The following is a 19,641-nucleotide window of genomic DNA, read 5'->3' on the forward strand; positions in this document are numbered from 1 at the left end:
CGATAGGGGCGCAAAGCGGCCCCGGCGATTCTCGCTGCGAAGCTGAAAATTTGGGGCCGCTGCGCGCCCCATCGCGACACAAGGCCGCTCCCACAGGGACCGTGCAAGGCTTAGAAGCCCACTGTGGCCGAGAGCAGGTAGATGCGCGGGGTGGACAGGGTCAACCCTGGCTCACTGTCATCCGACGCCCCCGCCGAACTCCAGTAGCGATCATCCAGCACGTTCTCGACACTAACGCGCAACGTCACCTGGGTAGCATCCACCTTGAACGCGTAACGCGCGCCCACGTCATAGCGCTCCCAGCCATCGATCTGCTTGCTGTTGTTCTGGTCCAGGTACTGTGAACTGGAGTGAATGCCCCGCGCCGTCAAGGTCAGGCCGCTTACCCCCGGCACGTCCCATTCGGCGCCGAGGTTGACGTTGTACTCGGGCGTGGCCGGCGCGCGGTTGCCATCGTAGGTGCCACCCACGGTATCGGCCAGCTCGCTGTCGATGTACATCACCCCGCCCAGTACCCGCACACCTTGCAGCGGTTCACCGAACACACTCAGCTCGATACCCCGGTTGTCACGCTTGCCGTTGGGGCCGAACACCCGTGAGCTGGGGTTGGTCTCATAGGCTGGCTGGCGAATGCGAAAGGCGCTGGCAGTGAAGGCCACTTGGCCCAGGTCGTACTTGGCACCTACCTCGACCTGGCGGCTGGTGAACGGCGGGAAGATCTGGTCTTCGTTTATCGAGGTCGATGGGGCGATCTTGCCCTGGCTCAGGCCTTCCATGTAGTTGGCGTACAACGACAGCTGGTCGGTGACCTTGAGCAGCACGCCGCCCGAAGGCGAGACCTTCTCTTCGTCGTAGGCCGTGTCACCTTTGATGCCGTCGCTCCAGTCATCCACCTGCACCCGCTGCCAGCGCGCGCCCAGGGTCAGCAACAGGCGGTCGTCAAAAAAGCCCAGGGTGTCGGCCAGCGCCACGCCGGAAAAGCGGTTTTCCGTGTACACCTCGGGGTCGATACGGGTTGGCGTGCCCGGCGTCGGCGTGGCGACCGGGTTGTACAGGTTGCTCGGCGCCGAAGCATAGCGCGCGCCGCCGTTGGTGAAGTCCATGTAGAAATAGCTGGCGGCCAGGTTCAGCTCGTGGCTGACCGGCCCGGTATGGAACCAGTTGCGCAGGCCGGCCAAGGCGGTGCGCACCGATTCATCCCGGGTGAAGTCACGCGGCTGCACGGTGAAGTCGCCGGCATCGTTGATGATCGATACGTTGTGGCGCAGGAAGTCATGGTTGCTCTTGCGAGCGCCGACCGCGCCATAGGCCAGCAACGACTCACTGATATCGTACTCGGCATGTAGCGCGCCAAAGGTGTCGTTGGTGCGCGCCTTGCTCCAGGCCTGGGCGTAGTTGTGGCGTACATCGTTGGCATCCGGCACCTTGGCGTTGGCACCTATCAGCACGCGCTCCTGAGGCGCATCGGTATCACGCTCGGTGTGCCCCAGGTCTGCCGACAGACGCAGGCGCTCGCCGCGAAAATCCACGCCCAGCACGGCCATTTCGCGATCGACGCCTTGATGATCCCATTCGGTATCACCGGACTGCTTCACGCCATTGAAGCGCACGCCAAACTGGTCACCCTCGCCAAAGCGGCGGCCAACATCCACTGCACCGCCCGCCTGGCTAGCCGATGCATAGCTGCCGGTGAATTCGGTAATCGGCTTGTCGCCTGCCCGCTTGGGCTGCACGTTGATACCGCCGCCCACGCTGCCACGCGGCGAAATGCCGTTGAGCAATTGGCTGGGGCCTTTGATGATGTCGACCCGGTCGGCCATTTCCATGTCAATCGAGTAAGTGGGCAGAATCCCGTACAGGCCGTTGTAGGCCACATCGCTGTTGAACAGGCTGAAGCCGCGAATGGTGAACTGCTCGAAACGCCCGCCGGCCGGGTTGGTGGCACGTACCGACGGGTCACTGGCAATCAGCTCGCCCAAGGTGCGCGCCTGCTGGTTCTTCACCAGTTCGCTGGTATAGCTGGTAATGCTGAACGGGGTTTCCATGAAATCGCGCGTGCCGAGCAGGCCTTGCGCCCCTTGGCGTGCCACCTGGCCACCGGCATACGGCTGCGTTTCGCCGCTTGCGGCCAGGCCGCCGACGATGCTGGTCGGGGCGATTTCCAGGGCACCACCGGCCTGGGGCGCCGGCACCAGGGTAAAGGCCCCCTCACCCACCGGCAGCAACTGTAGGCCGCTGCCGCGTAGCAGCTGGGCGAACCCTTCGTCGACACTGTAAGTGCCGGACAGGCCGTAGCTCTGCCGACCTTGCACCAGTGCCGGGTCGAGCGAAAGACTGACACCGGCCTGATCGGCGAAATGGGTCAACGCGGTCCCCAGGCTGGCTGGCGCTACCTGATAGGTGCGGCGGGCGGGCTCATCGGCCCAGGCCGGTGAACACAACAATAGGCTCATGGCGAACAACGGATGCGCAGCGCGCGCCAGTGGGCGCAGACGGCAAGACATTACTGCAGGCATTGAACAAGGCTCCCCTTTGTTTTCTCCTACCGGTAATGACCGGCGAATGAAAAAAAGGGGACAGCCTCAGGCACGATTTTCTCGCGCAGACAGGCTGACCCAGTAACGCGTACGGGACTGCACCTGCAAAGGCAGGCTGGCGGCCAGCAAAGCCAGCACCCGATCGGTGTCGTCGAGGCGGAAGGTGCCGGTCACCCGCAGGCGCTCCAGCTCCGGCGCCCAACGCAACAGCCCGGGGCGATAGCGGCGCAGTTCGTGCAGCAACTCGCCGAGTGGGCGGTCGTCCAGCCGCAGCACACCTTCGCGCCAGCCCAGCGGCCAGGCGTCAAACACCCGCGCAGGGCTGACGCCGGCCACTTGCAAACTGGCCTGTTGCCCGGCCTGTAACAGCGCCGTCGGGCCACGCAACGGCCGCAGACGGGCCGCACCGTTGACCACCGACACCCGACAGGCGTCATCGAACAGGCGCAGGCAGACCTCACCCCCAGTAAGCGCCACCTGGCCGTAAGGTACTTGCAATGTCAGGCTCAAGTCAGCGGGCACCTTGACCGCCACTTCACCGCGCAGCAGTGTCAGGCGGCGGGCGCCCAGATCGATATCCACGGCGCTGTCGGTATTCAATTGCACGAAGGTGCCATCGCTCAGCAGCACCTGCCGGCGCTCGCCTACCGAGGTACGCAGGTCGGCGGTCCACGCATCCAGCGGTAGCTCGCGACTCACCAGCCAGGCGGCCGGTAGCAGCGCTGCAACCCCCAGAGCCTGTTTGAGCAGCGTTCGTCGGCCGGCATCCGGCCGGTCGAGGGTGGCCATCGCCAATGCCCCGGGCAACGCGGAAAAACGCGCACGCAGCAGTGCTGCCTTCTGCCAGGCGTCTTCGTGCAGGCTGCTGCTGGCGCGCCATTGCGCCAGGCGCAGCAAGTCCGTCTCGCTGGCGTCGCCAGAATCCAGCAGCGCCAGCCATCGGGCGGCGGCACTTAGCGCTTCGCGGGTTTCGGGGGAGTGACTGGTCATGCCAGCTCGGCCAGCAGGCAATGCTCATACGCCTGCGCCATGTAGCGCTTGACCGAGCGCTGGCAAACGCCCAGGCGCTCGCCGATTTCGGCATAGCCCAGGCCTTCCAGCTGGCTCCAGAGAAAAGCCTTGCGCACCGGCGCCTTCAGGCCGTCGAGCAGTTCATCCAGTGCTTGCAGGGTTTCCAGCAATATCCAGCGCTGCTCTGGCGAAGGCACATGCTGCTCGGGCAATTGCGCCAAGGCATCCAGGTAGGCCTGCTCCAGGCTGCGCCGCTGGTGGAAGTTGCTGAGCAGCCGCTTGCCCACGGTCAGCAGGTAGGCGCGTGGTTCACGAATATCTGCCAGTGGCTGGGCACTGGCCAGGACGCGCAGGAAGGTATCCTGGCTGAGGTCGGCGGCATCCCAGGCATTGCCCATGCGCCGGCGCAGCCAGTTTTCCAGCCAGCTACGATGCTCCCGGTACAGGGCAGGCAGGCTAGGCTCCGGTGGCGGCGCGGCGTCGATCATGGGGAAGGCCCTGCGGCGGCGTAAATAAGATTAATTCTAATTTACAGCACGCCACAGAACCAAGCGGTTTGTTACCGATCAGGCAATCGCCGCATCCACCAGCACCTGGGCTTCCTGTACCAGGCGCTGCAGGTGCGCCTCGTCGATGAAGCTTTCGGCGTAAATCTTGTAGATGTCTTCGGTGCCCGACGGGCGCGCGGCGAACCAGCCATTGGCGGTCATCACCTTCAGCCCGCCAATGGCCTGGCCATTGCCCGGGGCGTGGCTGAGGATCTGCACGATCGGCTCACCGGCCAGCTCGGTCGACTTCACCTGCTCCGGTGCCAGCTTGCTCAGCAGGGCCTTCTGCCGTGCATCGGCCTTGGCCTCGACACGGGTGGCGAACGGCTTGCCCAGCGCCTCGGTCAGGTCGGCGTAGGCCTGGCTCGGGTTACGCCCGGTGCGGGCGGTCATTTCGGCAGCCAGCAAGGCCGGGATCAACCCGTCCTTGTCCGTGGCCCATACCGAACCATCACGGCGCAGGAACGAAGCACCAGCACTTTCCTCGCCACCAAAGCCGAGCGAGCCATCGAACAGGCCCTGGGCGAAGAACTTGAAGCCCACCGGCACTTCGTACAGCTCACGGCCCAGGCGCTGGGTGACGCGATCGATCAGGCCGCTGGACACCACGGTCTTGCCCACGGCGGCATCGCTGCGCCATTGCGGGCGGTGGCGGTACAGGTAGTCGATGGCCACGGCCAGGTAGTTGTTCGGCTGCAGCAAGCCGTCGGGAGTGACGATGCCATGGCGGTCGTGGTCCGGGTCGCAGGCGAAGGCCACGTCAAAGCGCTCGCGCAGGCCGATCAGGCCCTGCATGGCGTACGGCGAGGATGGGTCCATGCGGATCTGGCCGTCCCAGTCGACGGTCATGAAGCGGAAGGTCGGGTCGACCTCGGTATTCACCACTTCCAGGTCCAGCTGGTAATGCTCGGCAATCGCCGACCAGTAGCGCACCCCTGCCCCGCCCAGTGGGTCGACGCCCAGGCGCAGCTTGGCGCCGCGGATGACGTCGAAGTCGATGACGTTTGCCAGGTCGGCCACGTAGTTGCTCACGTAGTCGTGGCGCTGGGTGGTCGGTGCCTGCAGCGCCTGGGCATGCTCCATGCGCTTGACGCCCGCCAGGTTCGCTGCCAGCAGCTCGTTGGCCTTGGCTTCGATCCACTTGGTCACATCGCTGTCGGCCGGGCCGCCATTGGGCGGGTTGTACTTGAAGCCACCGCTTTGCGGCGGGTTATGCGACGGGGTGATGACGATGCCGTCGGCCAGGCCCTGAGTGCGGCCACGGTTGTGGCAGAGGATGGCGTGGGACACGGCCGGTGTCGGCGTGTACTCGTCATCCTTGGACAGCATCACCTGCACGCCATTGGCTGCCAGCACTTCCAGGGCGCTGGCGGTGGCCGGTGCCGACAGGGCGTGGGTGTCGGCGCCGATGAACAGCGGGCCGTCGATGCCCTTCTCCTGGCGATACAGGCAAATGGCCTGGGTAATAGCCAGTACGTGATACTCGTTGAAGCTCAACTCAAGCGAAGTGCCCCGGTGCCCCGAAGTGCCAAAGGCCACTCGCTGGGCCGCCACGGCAGCATCCGGGCGGCCGGTGTAGTAGGCAGTGAGCAGTCGGGGAATATCGACCAGCACGCTGGCCGGAGCCGGCTTGCCTGCCAAAGGACTGAGCGTCATGCAGAAACCTCGAGTTCAACGGATGTTGGTGTTGGAGCGTGCAGTGTACTGAGAGTTGCAGGGGTGCGCGATGGGCGGCACAAAAGAAACCCCCGGCCACGCGCCCCGCTTTTGTGGGAGCGGCCTTGTGTCGCGAAAGGGGTGCGAAGCGCCCCCGGGATCTTCGCATGACCTAAGAACTGTCGGGGCCGCTTTGCGGCCCTTTCGCGACGCAAGGCCGCTCCCACAATGGACCGCGCATGCCACTCATCTGTCTTATGACGGTCTAGAGTAGAAGCCATGCCCGCCCACAAACGAGGCCCCATGGCTTTCCACCGCCTGACCCGCACCCACCCTCGCCTGAGCATCGCCACCCTGGTCGGCCTGCTCGGCGCCTGGCTGATTCCCGCCGCCGACACCGTGCAGCACATCCTCGCCGGCTGGAACCTTGGCGTGTGGCTATACCTGCTGCTGGTGCTTTACCTGACCCGCAGCGCCAGCCCGGAAAAGGTGCGCAAAGTCGCCCGCGTCGAAGACGAAAACGCCGGCCTGGTGCTGCTCACCGTGTGCATCGCCGCCATCGCCAGCCTCGCCGCCGTCACCCTGCAACTGGTTTCCAGCCGTGGCCTGCAAGGCACCGCCCTGGCCCTGCACTACCTCTACACCGGCCTGACCGTGGCCGGCTCCTGGCTGCTGATCGGCTGCATTTTCAGCCTGCACTACGCCCGGCTGTTCTACACCGGGCAAAACCACGAACCGCCGCTGCGCTTTGCCGATGGCGAGCGCAACCCGGATTACTGGGACTTCCACTACTTCTCGTTCACCATCAGCGTGGCGGTGCAAACGTCTGACGTGGGCGTTGCCGGGCGGGGGTTGCGGCGGGTAGTGCTGGCGCATTCGCTGGTGGGGTTCGTGTTCAATACGGCGATTTTGGGGTTTACCATCAATATTGCTGCGGGACTATTGGGTTGATCTACTGACAAAAATGCCAGTAGACGCAATTTGCATTCAAATGCCCAAATGGTCTACCCGCCAGCAGAACAGGATTACCCTATGCCCGGCACTCCAGTGGCGCTGTTGCAAGTCGATGACGCCGGCTCCGTCATTGGCACGCATTCGCGTGGCGTACATCAGGCATATTCGCCCTATGGCTTCATTGCAAATAACAGTTTCACTACATTGCTGGGTTTTAATAGCCAACCGTATGAGCGAATTTGCAGCGGTTATCCATTAGGCGCAGGGCAGCGCTTCTATGCGCCCAATCGTCAAACCTTTAACCAGCCAGATGCCAGATCACCTTTCGGAAAAGGGGGCATCAACAGTTACGCTTATTGCCATAACGACCCCGTTAACCGGCATGACCCTTCCGGGCACATGTTTGAATGGTTAAGGCGTAAAGTGCTCGATTGGACTGGGCTTAACCTCACCGCACCTCGCCTTCGCCTCACCCAAACAGCCACTCCTGCGCTGCCCAGTCAAACCACCCGTGCTGACCACAGCGTCCTGACTGTCGAGAATGCCGTATCTGTCTTGATGCGAGAGGAGATAATCAGCGAACCGACCGCTGTAGCCACAATCAACTCCGCTCAGGCATTTCGCAGTTGGCTTCCACGCGTGAACGTTCACCAACTGACCATTGCTCCTTTGGAAGTAATAATTGAGACTGCCAAACACCTCAGGGGGAGCGGCCCCTACGCATCAGCTAATCTGCCGTTCTCCCGCCGCTCGGATGCGTAGCACCGCTCGTCGGAAAAGCGCATGCCGAGTACGCAGAGAAAAAAATCAAATAGCGCCAGGTTATCCAACACACGCAAGCTGGGAAAACGTTTGCCTTGCGGCCCCTCGAAAAGCTACAGCGATGGCAGGGATGTGACCGCTGTCATGCATTAACACATTTGTCTTATTAACCGCCGAGAATCGCGCGGGGCAGGTGCTATGGTTACCTTCCCAGCGGCCGCATCGATGTGGCCACCCGCTCACCATGTCCAGGTACGGACAAGGAGGCTGGCATGAACAAGATGACGTTCCCCAACGCCTGCCAGGTGATGCGCTGGCATTTCCACCCGCTGGGCTTCGAGGCCAGCATGGATGCGCCACGCAGCATGGTTGCGCGGCTGTTCGACCGCGCCACCGGTGAAACCCTGCTGGCGATTGCCGGCATCCCTTGCGCGGCGATCATGGCCGCCGCCGATGTGGAGCGCATCATCGAGGCCGTGGAGGCGGAGATGGACACCTTCATGCCCGCCCTCACCTTGCGCGACGCGGTCTAGCCCGCTGCGGTACTTTCCTGGCGCATGGTCTGCAACTTGCCCATGAACTGCTCGGCCGGCACCGGCTGGCCCAGCAGGTAGCCCTGCAGCGAATCACAGCCCAGGCGGGTCAGGAAGGCCTGTTGCTTGTCAGTCTCCACCCCTTCGGCAACGATACGCAGGCCCAATGCCTGGCCCAACGCCACGATCGCCGAGACGATCGCCGCATCGTCACTGTCCTGCTCCAGGTCGCGCACGAAGCCGCGGTCGATCTTCAGTTCGTTGGCCGGCAGGCGCTTGAGGTACATCAGGCTGGAGTAGCCAGTGCCGAAGTCATCGATGGACAGGTCCACGCCCATGTCGGACAGGCGCTGCAGCACGGTCAGGCTGGCGTCAGCGTCGTGCATGGCAGTGGTTTCGGTGATTTCCAGGGTCAGGCAGTTGGCCGGCAGGCCGTTCTGCTGCAGTGCCCGGGCCACGCTCTCGACCAGCCCGGCGTGGCAGAACTGGATGGCGGACAGGTTTACCGCCATGCGCCAGTCCTGGTGCCCTTGGTCCAGCCAATGGCGCATCTGCCGGCAGGCCTCGTCTAGCACCCACTCCCCGATAGGAATGATCAGGCCGGTCTTTTCCGCCAAGCCGATGAAGCGATCAGGCAGCAACAGGCCCTGCTGCGGGTGCTCCCAACGCAGCAAGGCCTCGGCGCCGATCGGCTGACAGGCCTGGGCGTCGAACTTGGGTTGGTAGTGCAGGCGGAACTGGCGCTGCTCCAGGGCCTGGCGCAAGTCCTGCAACAGCTGCAGTTGCTGGCGGGCGTTGCTGTTCATGGATACGTCAAAGAAGCTGTAGCCGTTCTTGCCAGCGCTCTTGGCGTGGTACATGGCAGCATCGGCATTGCGCAGCAGTTCGTGCTGGTCCTGGCCATTGCCCGGGTACAGGACGATGCCCAGGCTCGCCGAAACCTGCAGGTCATGCTCGGCCACGCGGAATGGCCGTGACACCAGGTTGACCTGCTTGACCGCCACGTCCATGGCATCGTTCGGTTCCTGCAGTTCCACCAGCAACACGAATTCGTCACCGCCAATGCGCGCCAGCGTGTCCTGGCTGTGCAGGTGGCCGCGCAGGCGCGCCGCCACGGCTTTGAGCAGCAAGTCGCCAACATGGTGGCCAAAGGCATCGTTGACCGGCTTGAAGCCGTCCAGGTCGATGAACATCAGGGCAAAACAGCCACCCTGCTCCGTGACTTTGGCGATGGCCTGCTCGATGCGGTCGGCCAGCAGGGTGCGGTTGGGCAGGTCGGTGAGGGTGTCGTGCAGGGCCAGCTGGGTCAGCTCCTGGTTGGCCAGGGTCAGCGAACGGGCCAGCTCGGCGGTGCGCGCCTCCAGGCGGGCGTCCAGCACCGAGGTCAGCAGGGCCACCGCCAAAACCGCCAAGGTGGTGATAAGCACCAGATAAACCAGGCCATCGCCCTGTAGCCCGCCCGCCAGCGCGCCACAGAAGCTACCTTCGGGGAAATTTGCTGCAGCCATACCAGTGTAGTGCATGCCGACGATGGCAAAGCCCATCACTACCGCCGCCAGGCCGCGGATCTGCCTTACATAAGGGGTGTGCTTGCGCAGGCGGAAGGCGATCCACAAGGCCGCCGCCGAGGCGCCCACGGCAATCAGCAGCGAGGCACCGAACAACGTCGGGTCATAGTCGATGCCCGGCAACATGCGCAGCGCAGCCATGCCGGTGTAGTGCATGCAGGCAATACCGGCACCCATGATCAATGCGCCGAAAGCCAACTGCATCCCCGGCAGGCTCGGCTGGCTGACCAGCCACAAGGCAAAGCCCGAGGACAACACGGCGATCAGCAGCGAGAACGCGGTCAGGGCGAGATCGTAGCCAAGGTTGATGGGCAGGCTGAAGGCGAGCATGCCGATGAAGTGCATCGACCACACGCCGATACCCATGGCCAGCGCGCCGCCGCCCATCCACAGGTAGGCAGCGCGGCCCTTGGCCGTGGCGATGCGCCCGGTCAGGTCCAGGGCGGTATAAGACGCCAGGATCGCCACGCACAGAGAAATCAACACCAGCGAAGAGGAGTAGCTACCGGTCAGCATTGGGAGTTCCAGCGACGGGACAGGGGCCCGAAAAAGCTGACGATTGTACTCAAGGTAAGGCGAAACGCACGGGGTTTTTGCGAATGGGAATGGGTCCAATGACTGAGCCCGACACGGTCCTTGTGGGAGCGGGTTCATCGAGGCGTCGAACCGCCGCGAACACCGGCGAAGCCGGTGCCATGCACCGCGCTGGCTTCTTCGCAGGTGAACCCGCTCCCACAAGATATGCAGTGCATCTACGAACGCTGTTCTCCTGCAAGTGCAGGCAAGATCATTCCTGCTCGGCAAACGCCTGTTCGGCATCCCAGCCGCCACCCAGCGCGGCCACCAGTTGCACACTGGCCACCAGGCGCCCTTGCAGCAGGTTCAGCACACTGCGCTCGTTACTCAGCGCCGTGGTCTGCACGTTCACCACATCCAGGTAGCCGATCAAGCCGGCACGGTACTGGTTCTCGGTCAGGCGCAGCGACTCGCGGGCGGCATCCAGCGCCTCCTGGCGCACCACCGCTTCATCGCCATACACCTTCAACTGCACCAGCAGGTTTTCCACTTCCTTGAAGCCATCCAGCACGGTCTGGCGGTACTGCGCCACAGTCTGGTCATACACCGCCACCGTGCGGTCCACCTCGGCGCTGCGCTTGCCAGCGTCGAACAAGGTCAGTGCCAACTGCGGCCCCACCGACCAGTAGCGGTTGGGCAGTTCGATCCAGTTGCTGAAGCTGCTGCTGGAGTAACCACCGCTCATGCTCAGGCTCAGGTCTGGGAAGTACGCCGCCCGTGATACGCCAATGTTGGCGTTGGCAGCCATCACGTTACGCTCGGCGGCGGCAATGTCGGGGCGGCGCTCCAGCAACTGCGAAGGCAGCGAGACCGGAATCTGCGGCAGCGCCGGAATGTCCTTGCTGTCGGCCAGGGCGAAGTCGGCCGGGGTCTTGCCCAGCAGCACGGCAATGGCGTTCTCGAATTGCGCGCGCTGCCAGATCAGGTCGATCAGGTCGGCCTGGGTGCTCTTCAGCTGGGTGCGCGCCTGGGCCACTGCATCCGGGCCAGCGACACCGGCGCGGTACTGGTTTTCGTTCATCCGCAGCGAGCGTTCATAGGCCGCCACGGTGGCTTCCAGCAGGCGCTTCTGTTCATCGATAACCCGCAATTGCAGGTAGTTTTGCACCAGTTCGGATTGCTGGCTCAAGCGGATCGAAGCGAGGTCGGCGAAGCTGGCTTCGGCACTGGCCTCATTGGCATTCATGGTTTCCCGTAGCTTGCCCCACAGGTCGATTTCCCAGCTCACGCCTAACTGCGCGTTGTAGGTGTTGCGAATGCCACTGCTGTTGTTGGACAGGCTTGAACTGGAGCTGCCGGTACCCTGCGCCGAGCGGTTCTTGCTGGTGCTCAGGTCCAGGCTGGGGAACAGTGCCGCACGACTGCTGCGCACCAGCGCCTGGGCCTGACGGTACTGGGCTTCCGACTGGGCCACGGTCTGGTTGCTGCGGTTGAGTTCTTCGACCAGCGCATTGAGCCCGGCATCGCCGTAGATTTCCCACCAGGCGCCGCGGGCGATGGCATCGGACGGCGTGGCCTGGGTCCAGCCTTCAGCGTGCTTGAACTGCGCCGCCGTGCTGTTCAGCTCGGGGCGGTGGTAGTCGGGGCTCAGGGTACAGGCACTGAGCAAGGCCACGCACAACCCGGCGCCGAGCAGGCGCGAACCTCGCCCACGGGTCAGCGCTTGCAGGGCACGGTGAAGTGGGGTCTGGGCAAAATTCATAGCGGGGTTTCCAGGGCGGCGTCGGTGCGCACGCCGCGCCAACGGTTGAAACGGTGGCGCAGGCGGTCCAGGTACAGGTAGACCACCGGCGTCGTGTAAAGGGTGAGGATCTGGCTGAATACCAAACCGCCGATAATGGTAAGGCCCAGCGGCTGGCGCATTTCTGCGCCTTCGGCGTGGCTCAACAACAGCGGCAAGGCACCGAGGATAGCCGCCAGGGTGGTCATCAGGATCGGCCGCAGGCGCAACAGGCAGGCCCGGCGTATCGACTCCTCCGGCGACAGGCCTTGGTGGCGTTCCAGCTGCAGGGCCAGGTCGATCATCAGGATGGCGTTTTTCTTAACCACGCCGATCAGCAGGAACAGCCCCAGCAGCGAGATCAGGCTGAACTCGCCACCGGTGACATACAACGCCAGTAAGGCCCCCACGCCGGCCGAAGGCAATGTCGAGAGAATGGTCAGCGGGTGGATATAGCTTTCATACAGGATGCCCAGCACCAGGTACACCAGCACCAGCGCGCCAAGGATCATCAACGGCTGGCCCTGCTGGGTCTTGGCGAAGGCATCGGCGGTACCACCGAGCCTGGCAATCACTTCCTCGGGCAGTCCGAGCTTGGCCACCGCGCGTTCCAGCGACGCCATGGCCTGGTCGGGGCTGTAGCCTTCGGCGATGTCGAAGGCAATGTTTTCGGCGGCAAACTGGCCTTCGTGGCTGACCCGGTCGTTGGCCAGGCTGTTCTCGTAGCGGGCAATGGTCGACAGCGGTACGCGGGCACCGTCGGCGGTGATCACCTGCACCTGTTCCAGCGTGCTCGGGTCCCAGGCGTATTTCGGGTTGATTTCCAACACCACCTGGTACTGGTTGAGGCTGTCGTAGATGGTGGAGATCTGCCGCTGGCTGTAGGCGTTGTTCAGCACCGTGGTGACCATGTCCATATCAATGCCCAGGCGCTTGGCCTGGTCGCGGTCGACCACCAGGGTTACCTGCTGGGTACCAGCACCGTCGCGGGCATCGATGGCGGTCAGTTCCGGCAGCGCGCGCAGCGCGGCGACCACCTTTGGGAACCACTCGCGCAATGCTGCCAGGTCGCCGCTCTGCAGGGTATACAGGTATTGCGACGAGGTCTGGTCGCGGCCACCGCCGCCCAGTTGCAGGTCCTGGTCGGCCATCAGGAACAGGCGCCCGCCTGGCACTTTGGGCATTTCCTTGCGCAGGCGCTCGATCACCTTCTGCGCATCGATCTTGCGCTCGTTGATCGGTTTCAGGCGCACCAGCACCATGGCGTTGTTGGTACCGCTGTTGCCACCGATGAAACCGGCAACGCTTTGCACGGCGGGGTCGGCCAGCAAGGCGCGGCGGTAGATTTCCATCTTTGGTTGCATCACGCTGAACGACAGGCCGTCGTCGCCACGGATGAAGCCCATCAGTTGGCCGGTGTCCTGCTGCGGCATCAGTGTCTTGGGCACCACCACGTACAGGGCGATGTTGATGCCGATGGTCGCCAGCAGGCTGATCAGGGTCAGGCGTTTGTGGCGCAGGGCCCAGCCCAGGCTGCTGTCATAGGCGTCGACCATGCGCTGGTGCAGCTTGTCGCTCCAGCGCTGCAAGCGGGTCTGCTCGGCCTGGTGCGGCTTGAGCCAGCGGGCGCAGAGCATCGGCGTGAGGGTGAGCGATACCACCAGCGACACGATGATCGCCGCCGCCAGGGTGATGGAAAACTCCTGGAACAGGTTGCGCACAATGCCACCCATGAACAGGATGGAGACGAACACCGCCACCAGCGAGACGTTCATCGACAGCAAGGTGAAGCCCACTTCCTTGGCACCCAGGAAGGCCGCCTTCATCGGCGGCTGGCCGCCTTCGATGTGCCGGGAGATGTTCTCCAGCACCACGATGGCGTCGTCCACCACCAGGCCGGTGGCGAGAATCAGCGCCATCAGCGACAGGTTGTTGAGCGAGAAGCCGCACAGGTACATGACCGCAAAGGTGCCCACCAGCGACACCGGCACAGCCAGGCTGGGGATCAGCGAGGCGCGCAAGCTGCCAAGGAACAGATAGACCACCAGGATCACCAGCACTACGGCAATCAGCAGGGTGTGCTCGGCCTCTTTAAGGGTGGCCTTGATCACTGGCGAGCGGTCCATGGCCACATTCAACTGCACGCTGGCCGGCAGCAACGACTGCAGGGCAGGCAGCTCCGCCTTGATCTGGTCGACCGTCTCGATGATGTTGGCACCGGTCTGGCGGTTGACCACCAGCAACACCGCACTCTGGTCATTGAAGAAGCCGCTGTTGTAGCGGTTCTCGACGCTGTCGGTAATGGTCGCCACGTCGGACAGGCGCAGGATGGTGCCATTCTGCTGGCGGATCACCACCGGCTCGTAATCCTTGGCGCTTTCCAGCTGGTCGTTGGCGCGCACCTGCCAGTTGCGTTCGGCGTCCTCGACAAAGCCCATGGGCCGGCGCTGGTTGGCGTTGGACACCGCAGTGCGCACTTCGTCCAGCGACAGGCTGTACTGGTTGAGCAGTTGTGGCTCGACGGCAATACGCACCGCCGGCAGCGAACTGCCACCGATCTGCACCTCCCCTACCCCCGGCACCTGGGCCAGGCTCTGCGACAGGATGGTGTCGGCCAGGTCGTACAGCTGGCCTTTCTGCAACACGTCCGATGTCAGCGACAGCACCATGATCGGTGCCTGCGACGGGTTGATCTTCTTGTAGGTGGGCATGCTGCGCATGCCGCTGGGCAGCAGGTTGCGGGTGGCGTTGATCGCCGCCTGCACCTCGCGTGCAGCACCGTCGATATCACGGCCCATCTCGAAGCCGATGATCACCCGCGTGGAGCCCTGGTTCGAACTGCTGGTCAGGGTGGTCACGCCGGCGATGCTGCCCAGCTTGCGTTCCAGAGGCGTGGCCACGGTGGACGCCATGACCTCGGGGCTGGCGCCGGACAGGTTGGCCGAAACCACGATCACCGGGAAGTCCATCTGCGGCAACGGCGCCACCGGCAGCAAGCCGAAGCTGACCCCGCCCAGCAACATGATCGCCAGGCTCAGCAACATGGTCGCCACCGGGCGGCGAATGAAAGGACCGGACAGGTTCATGCCTCGGCCTGCTTCACGTCGGTGGCCGGGCGCCAGCGGCGGGCCAGGCGGTCGAAGTACAAGTAGATGACCGGCGTGGTGAACAGCGTCAGCACCTGGCTGACCAGCAACCCGCCGACCATCACCAGGCCCAACGGCTGGCGCAGCTCGGCGCCGGAACCGGTGGCGAGCATCAGCGGCACCGCACCGAACAGCGCGGCCAGGGTGGTCATCAGAATCGGCCGGAAACGCAGCAGCGCCGCCTGGTAGATGGCATCACGCGGGCTCATGCCCTGGTGGCGCTCGGCCTCAAGGGCGAAGTCGATCATCATGATCGCGTTCTTTTTGACGATGCCGATCAGCAGGATGATGCCGATGATGGCGATCATACCCAGGTCGTTACCGCTGATGAGCAAGGCCAGCAAGGCACCCACCGCCGCCGATGGCAGGGTCGAGAGGATGGTCACCGGGTGGACGTAGCTCTCGTACAGCACACCCAGCACGATGTACATGGTCACCACCGCCGCCAGGATCAGCAGCAAGGTGCTCGACAGCGATGCCTGGAAGGCCTCCGCGGCGCCCTGGAAGCGGGTTTGCACGCCCAGCGGCATGCCAATGTCCTGTTGCACCTGCTCGATCACCTGCACCGCCTCGCCCAGCGATGCGCCGTGGGCCAGGTTGAACGACAGGGTTACCGCCGGGAACTGGCCGATGTGGGAAATGGCCAACTGGGCCTGGCGCTGTTCGATGCGCGCCAGGGCCGACAGGCGCACCTGGCCACCATCGGTCGCCTTGACATGGATCGATTCCAGCGCCTGCGGGCCAATGACTGCCGCATCCTTCGACTGCAGCACCACGCGGTACTGGCTGGCCTGGGTGTAGATGGTGGAGATTTGCCGCTGGCCAAAGGCGTCATACAGGGCGTTGGTGATCTGCGACACGGTTATGCCTAAGCGGCTGGCCATATCGCGGTCGATCACCAGGAACACCTGCAGGCCCTTGTCCTGCAGGTCGCTGGCCACGTCGGCCAGTTCCGGGCGCTGCTGCAGCGCCTGCACCAGCTTGCCGCTCCACTGCGCCAGCAGGTCGGCATCTGGCGACGACAAGCTGAACTGGTACTGGGTGCGGCTGACCCGGTCTTCGATGCTCAGGTCTTGCACCGGCTGCATGAACAGGCGGATACCCACCAGCCGGTCAACCTGCGGCTGCAGGCGGCTGATCACTTCGCTGGCGGTGACATCGCGCTCGCCGTGCGGCTTCAGGTTGATCAGCAGGCGGCCGCTGTTGAGCGTGGCGTTGTCGCCATCGACACCAATGTAGGACGACAGGCTCTGTACCGCCGGGTCCTGCAGGATCACCTTGCTCAGGGCCTGCTGGCGTTCACTCATGGCGGCGAACGAGGTGGACTGCGGCGCTTCGGAAATGCCCTGGATCACCCCGGTGTCCTGCACCGGGAAGAAGCCCTTGGGCACCACCATGTACAGGAACACGGTCAGCGCCAGGCTGGCCACGGCCACCAGCAGGGTCAGCGGCTGGCGCTTGAGTACCCACTGCAGGGCACTGCCGTAGTGCTTGATCAGCCAGTCGATCCAGGCGCCACTGGCGCGGTAGAAACGGCCCTGCTCCTCTTCCTTGGGCTCACGTTTGAGCAGGCGCGCGCACATCATCGGCGTCAGGGTCAGCGACACCACCAGGGAAATCAGGATGGCCACCGCCAGGGTGATGGCGAACTCGCGGAACAGGCGGCCGACCACATCGGCCATGAACAGCAGCGGGATCAGTACCGCGATCAGCGAGAAGGTCAGCGAGATCAGGGTGAAGCCGATTTGCCGGGCGCCCTTGAGCGCTGCCTGCATGGGCGTCTCGCCCTCCTCGATGTGCCGGGAAATGTTCTCCAGCATGACGATGGCATCGTCGACCACGAAACCGGTGGCGATGGTCAGGGCCATCAGCGTGAGGTTGTTGACCGAGAAGCCGGCCAGGTACATCACGCCAAAGGTGCCGATCAACGACAGTGGCACGGCAACCGACGGGATGATGGTGGCGCTGAAGCGGCGCAGGAAAACGAAGGTGACCATCACCACCAGGGCGATGGCGATCAGCAGTTCGTGCTGTACGTCCTTGACTGCGGCGCGGATGGTCTGGGTGCGGTCGGTCAGCACCGACACATCCAGGCCGGCCGGCAGGTTATCGGTGATCGACGGCAACAGGTCCTTGATGCGGTCAACCACTTCGATGACGTTGGCGCCAGGCTGGCGCTGGATGTTCAGCAGCACCGCGTGGTTTTCGTTGGCCCAGGCGGCCAGGCGTTCGTTTTCGGCGCCGTCGACGATTTCGGCGACGTCCTTCAGGCGCAGCGGTGCACCATTGGTATAGGCCAGGATCAGGTTGGCGTATTCCTCGGGCGAGCGCAGCTGGTCGTTGGCATCGAGCATCGATACCCGGGTGGGGCCGTCGAAGTTGCCCTTGGGCTGGTTGACGTTGGAGGCACCAATCAGCGTGCGCACGTCATCCAGGTTCAGGCCATTGGCGGCCAGGGCATCGACGTTGACCTTGATGCGTACCGCCTGGCGCTGGCCGCCGGCGATGCTGACCATGCCCACACCGCTGATCTGCGCGAGTTTCTGCGCTACGCGGGTGTCGACCAGGTCGTTGAGCTTGGGCAACGGCATGGTCTTGCTGGAAATGGCCAGGGTCAGCACCGGGGTGTCGGCCGGGTTGACCTTGTTGTACACCGGCGGTGCTGGCAGGTCGCTGGGCAGCAGGTTGCTGGCGGCGTTGATCGCGGCTTGTACCTGTTGCTCGGCAACGTCCATGTTCATGTCGAGGTTGAAGCGCAGGGTCAGCACCGAAGCGCCACCGGAACTGGTCGAAGCCATCTGCTCCAGGCCCGGCATCTGGCCGAACTGGCGCTCCAGCGGCGCGGTGACGGCGCTGGTCATGACCTGCGGGCTGGCGCCGGGGTACAGGGTCATGACCCGGATGGTCGGGTAATCCACCTGCGGCAGTGCGGAAACCGGCAGCAACTTGTAGGCGATCAGGCCGGCCAGGACGATGGCCAGCATGCTCAGCGTGGTGGCGACCGGCCGCAGGATGAACAGACGCGAGAGGTTCATGCGCCCGCCTTGCCTGCTGCTTTACCGGGCTGTGCTTCACCATTTTGCGCCGAACCCTTGGCTTCCTGGCCTTGCAGGTGCTGGCCGGGGGTGGTCGGCACTTGCGAGCTGTCTTCGACCACTTCCACCTTGGTGCCTTCGCGCAGGCGGTCGGTACCCTCCAGCACCAGGCGGTCGCCGACGGCCAGGCCTTCGAGGATCACGCTGTTCTGCCCATCGCTGGCGCCCACCTTGAGCTTGCGCACGTTCACCTTGCTCTCGGCGTTGACCACGTAGGCGAAGCTGCCGTCATTGCCAAACTGGATGGCCGCTGCCGGGGCCATGGTCACCTGCTTGAGGGTGTCGGCCAGCAAGCGCACGTTGACGAACTGGTTGGGGAACAGGGCCAGGTCCTTGTTCTCGAAGCGGCCCTTGAACTTGAGGGTGCCGGTGGTGGTGTCGATCTGGTTGTCGATGCTGCCCAGCACGCCGGTGGACTGCAGCTTGCTGTCACTGCGGTCCCAGGCCTCGACCGGCAGGCTGGCACCGCTGCGGTAGCGCTGCAGCACCGTGCTCAGCTCGGTTTCCGGCAGGGTGAAGGCCACGTTGATCGGTTCGGTCTGGGTGATCACCACCAGTGCGGTGGTGTCGTTGGCAGCCACCAGGTTGCCCAGGTCGAGCTGGCGCAGGCCCACGCGGCCGTTGATCGGCGCGCGGATTTGAGTGAAGTCGAGGTTCAGGCGGGCATCGTTGACCTGCGCCTGGTTGGTCTTGACCAGCCCCTGGAACTGCGCCACCTGGGCTTCGGCGGTGTCGAGGGTTTGCTTGGCAATACTGTCTTCGGCGTACAGGCCTTTATAGCGGGCCAGGTCGACCTGGGCGTTTTTCAGCTGCGCCTGGTTCTGCGCCAGGGTGCCTTCGGCCTGCTGCAGGGCGATGCGGTAGGGGCGCGGGTCGATTTCCGCCAGCAAATCGCCGGCCTTGACCTGCTGGCCTTCCTTGAAGTGGATCTTTACCAGCTCGCCAGCCACGCGGCTGCGTACGTTCACGGTATTGGTCGCAGTGACCGTACCCAAGGCCTTGTAGTACAGCGGGAAGTCGCCCACCCGCACCGGCTCGACGCGCACCGGTACCGGGTCGCTGGAGCCGCCGAAGCCAGGGCGGCCACCCATGCCCATACCCATGCCCTTGCCACCGCGCCCGCCACTGGCCTCTTTATGCACAGGCGCCGCTGCGGGCCACAGCCACCAGGCCAACAGGGCCACCAGCAGCAGGATCAGCAGGCCAAAGAGCCAGCGACGAGGGGAACGGGAATTGGACGCTTGCATGGGTTGAACGAACCTTGTTCGGAGTGACGGCATGGGGAGGGTGAACGATAAGCACTGGCATCGTTTTAGCAAAGGGCCTTTACCAGAGGTTTACCTTTGCCTGACGTTGGCAAGACCCTGAACTTTAAATGAAAACGGCCCGGAACGTGGTCCGGGCCGTTTACAGGGTGTTGCTTGGAGCAGTGGCGGGCTTGGAGGTTTGCGCTGCCTGTGCCGCCCCTTTCGCGGGTAAACCCGCTCCTACAGGTACGCCACAAATCTTGGTTTGGGTGGTTTACCGGTAGGTGC

The 19,641-nt window shown here is 63.9% G+C and carries 12 protein-coding genes; 3 read left to right on the forward strand and 9 right to left on the reverse strand.

Translation table 11 applies throughout. The annotated features are described in order from the left end of the window. Window positions 1–110 precede the first annotated feature (110 nt). The 4 genes from ABE456_RS24990 to pgm all read right to left on the reverse strand — a co-directional run bounded on the left by ABE456_RS24990 (window position 111) and on the right by pgm (window position 5,752). Window positions 111–2,516, reverse strand: coding sequence for a TonB-dependent receptor (locus ABE456_RS24990; RefSeq protein WP_346646321.1), 2,406 nt, complete (start codon window positions 2,514–2,516; stop codon window positions 111–113). A 66-nt stretch (window positions 2,517–2,582) separates the two neighbouring features. Beyond that, entirely contained in the window at window positions 2,583–3,527 is a 945-nt protein-coding gene (locus ABE456_RS24995; RefSeq protein WP_346646322.1) for a FecR domain-containing protein, read from the reverse strand. Continuing rightward, window positions 3,524–4,036, reverse strand: coding sequence for a sigma-70 family RNA polymerase sigma factor (locus ABE456_RS25000; RefSeq protein WP_346646323.1), 513 nt, complete (start codon window positions 4,034–4,036; stop codon window positions 3,524–3,526). The genes ABE456_RS24995 and ABE456_RS25000 overlap by 4 nt, the downstream gene beginning before the upstream one ends. 78 nt (window positions 4,037–4,114) lie before the next feature. Continuing rightward, entirely contained in the window at window positions 4,115–5,752 is a 1,638-nt protein-coding gene (gene pgm / locus ABE456_RS25005; RefSeq protein ID WP_346646324.1) for a phosphoglucomutase (alpha-D-glucose-1,6-bisphosphate-dependent), read from the reverse strand. 303 nt (window positions 5,753–6,055) lie between these two features. Here pgm and ABE456_RS25010 point away from each other — a divergent pair, with 303 nt between their 5' ends. From ABE456_RS25010 to ABE456_RS25020, 3 genes are all read left to right on the forward strand, one after another. Beyond that, complete coding sequence (locus ABE456_RS25010) at window positions 6,056–6,703, forward strand: DUF1345 domain-containing protein (RefSeq protein ID WP_346646325.1); 648 nt, start codon at window positions 6,056–6,058, stop codon at window positions 6,701–6,703. Window positions 6,704–6,784: 81 nt separating this feature from the next. Next, window positions 6,785–7,468 (forward strand): RHS repeat-associated core domain-containing protein, encoded by a 684-nt coding sequence (locus tag ABE456_RS25015; RefSeq protein ID WP_346646326.1) that lies wholly within the window; start codon window positions 6,785–6,787, stop codon window positions 7,466–7,468. 272 nt (window positions 7,469–7,740) lie between these two features. Continuing rightward, the gene (locus ABE456_RS25020; protein ID WP_346646327.1) at window positions 7,741–8,001 is read left to right on the forward strand and encodes a DUF1652 domain-containing protein; all 261 of its coding nucleotides are present in this window, start codon (window positions 7,741–7,743) and stop codon (window positions 7,999–8,001) included. Here the strand turns inward: ABE456_RS25020 and ABE456_RS25025 are convergent. The 5 genes from ABE456_RS25025 to ABE456_RS25045 all read right to left on the reverse strand — a co-directional run bounded on the left by ABE456_RS25025 (window position 7,998) and on the right by ABE456_RS25045 (window position 19,353). After that, complete coding sequence (locus ABE456_RS25025; RefSeq protein WP_346646328.1) at window positions 7,998–10,085, reverse strand: EAL domain-containing protein; 2,088 nt, start codon at window positions 10,083–10,085, stop codon at window positions 7,998–8,000. The genes ABE456_RS25020 and ABE456_RS25025 overlap by 4 nt on opposite strands. Window positions 10,086–10,356: 271 nt before the next feature. Next, window positions 10,357–11,847, reverse strand: a complete 1,491-nt coding sequence (locus ABE456_RS25030; protein ID WP_346646329.1) for an efflux transporter outer membrane subunit — start codon at window positions 11,845–11,847, stop codon at window positions 10,357–10,359. After that, window positions 11,844–14,951: an efflux RND transporter permease subunit gene (locus ABE456_RS25035; protein WP_346646330.1), complete on the reverse strand. Its 3,108-nt coding sequence runs from the start codon at window positions 14,949–14,951 to the stop codon at window positions 11,844–11,846. Before ABE456_RS25035 ends, ABE456_RS25030 begins: the two co-directional genes overlap by 4 nt. After that, window positions 14,948–18,046 (reverse strand): MdtB/MuxB family multidrug efflux RND transporter permease subunit, encoded by a 3,099-nt coding sequence (locus ABE456_RS25040; protein ID WP_346646331.1) that lies wholly within the window; start codon window positions 18,044–18,046, stop codon window positions 14,948–14,950. The genes ABE456_RS25035 and ABE456_RS25040 overlap by 4 nt, the downstream gene beginning before the upstream one ends. Then, window positions 18,043–19,353 (reverse strand): MdtA/MuxA family multidrug efflux RND transporter periplasmic adaptor subunit, encoded by a 1,311-nt coding sequence (locus tag ABE456_RS25045; RefSeq protein ID WP_346646332.1) that lies wholly within the window; start codon window positions 19,351–19,353, stop codon window positions 18,043–18,045. The genes ABE456_RS25040 and ABE456_RS25045 overlap by 4 nt, the downstream gene beginning before the upstream one ends. Window positions 19,354–19,641 lie beyond the last annotated feature (288 nt).

The sequence above is a fragment of the Pseudomonas sp. TWI929 genome (genome assembly GCF_039673335.1).
Taxonomy (GTDB): Bacteria; Pseudomonadota; Gammaproteobacteria; order Pseudomonadales; family Pseudomonadaceae; genus Aquipseudomonas.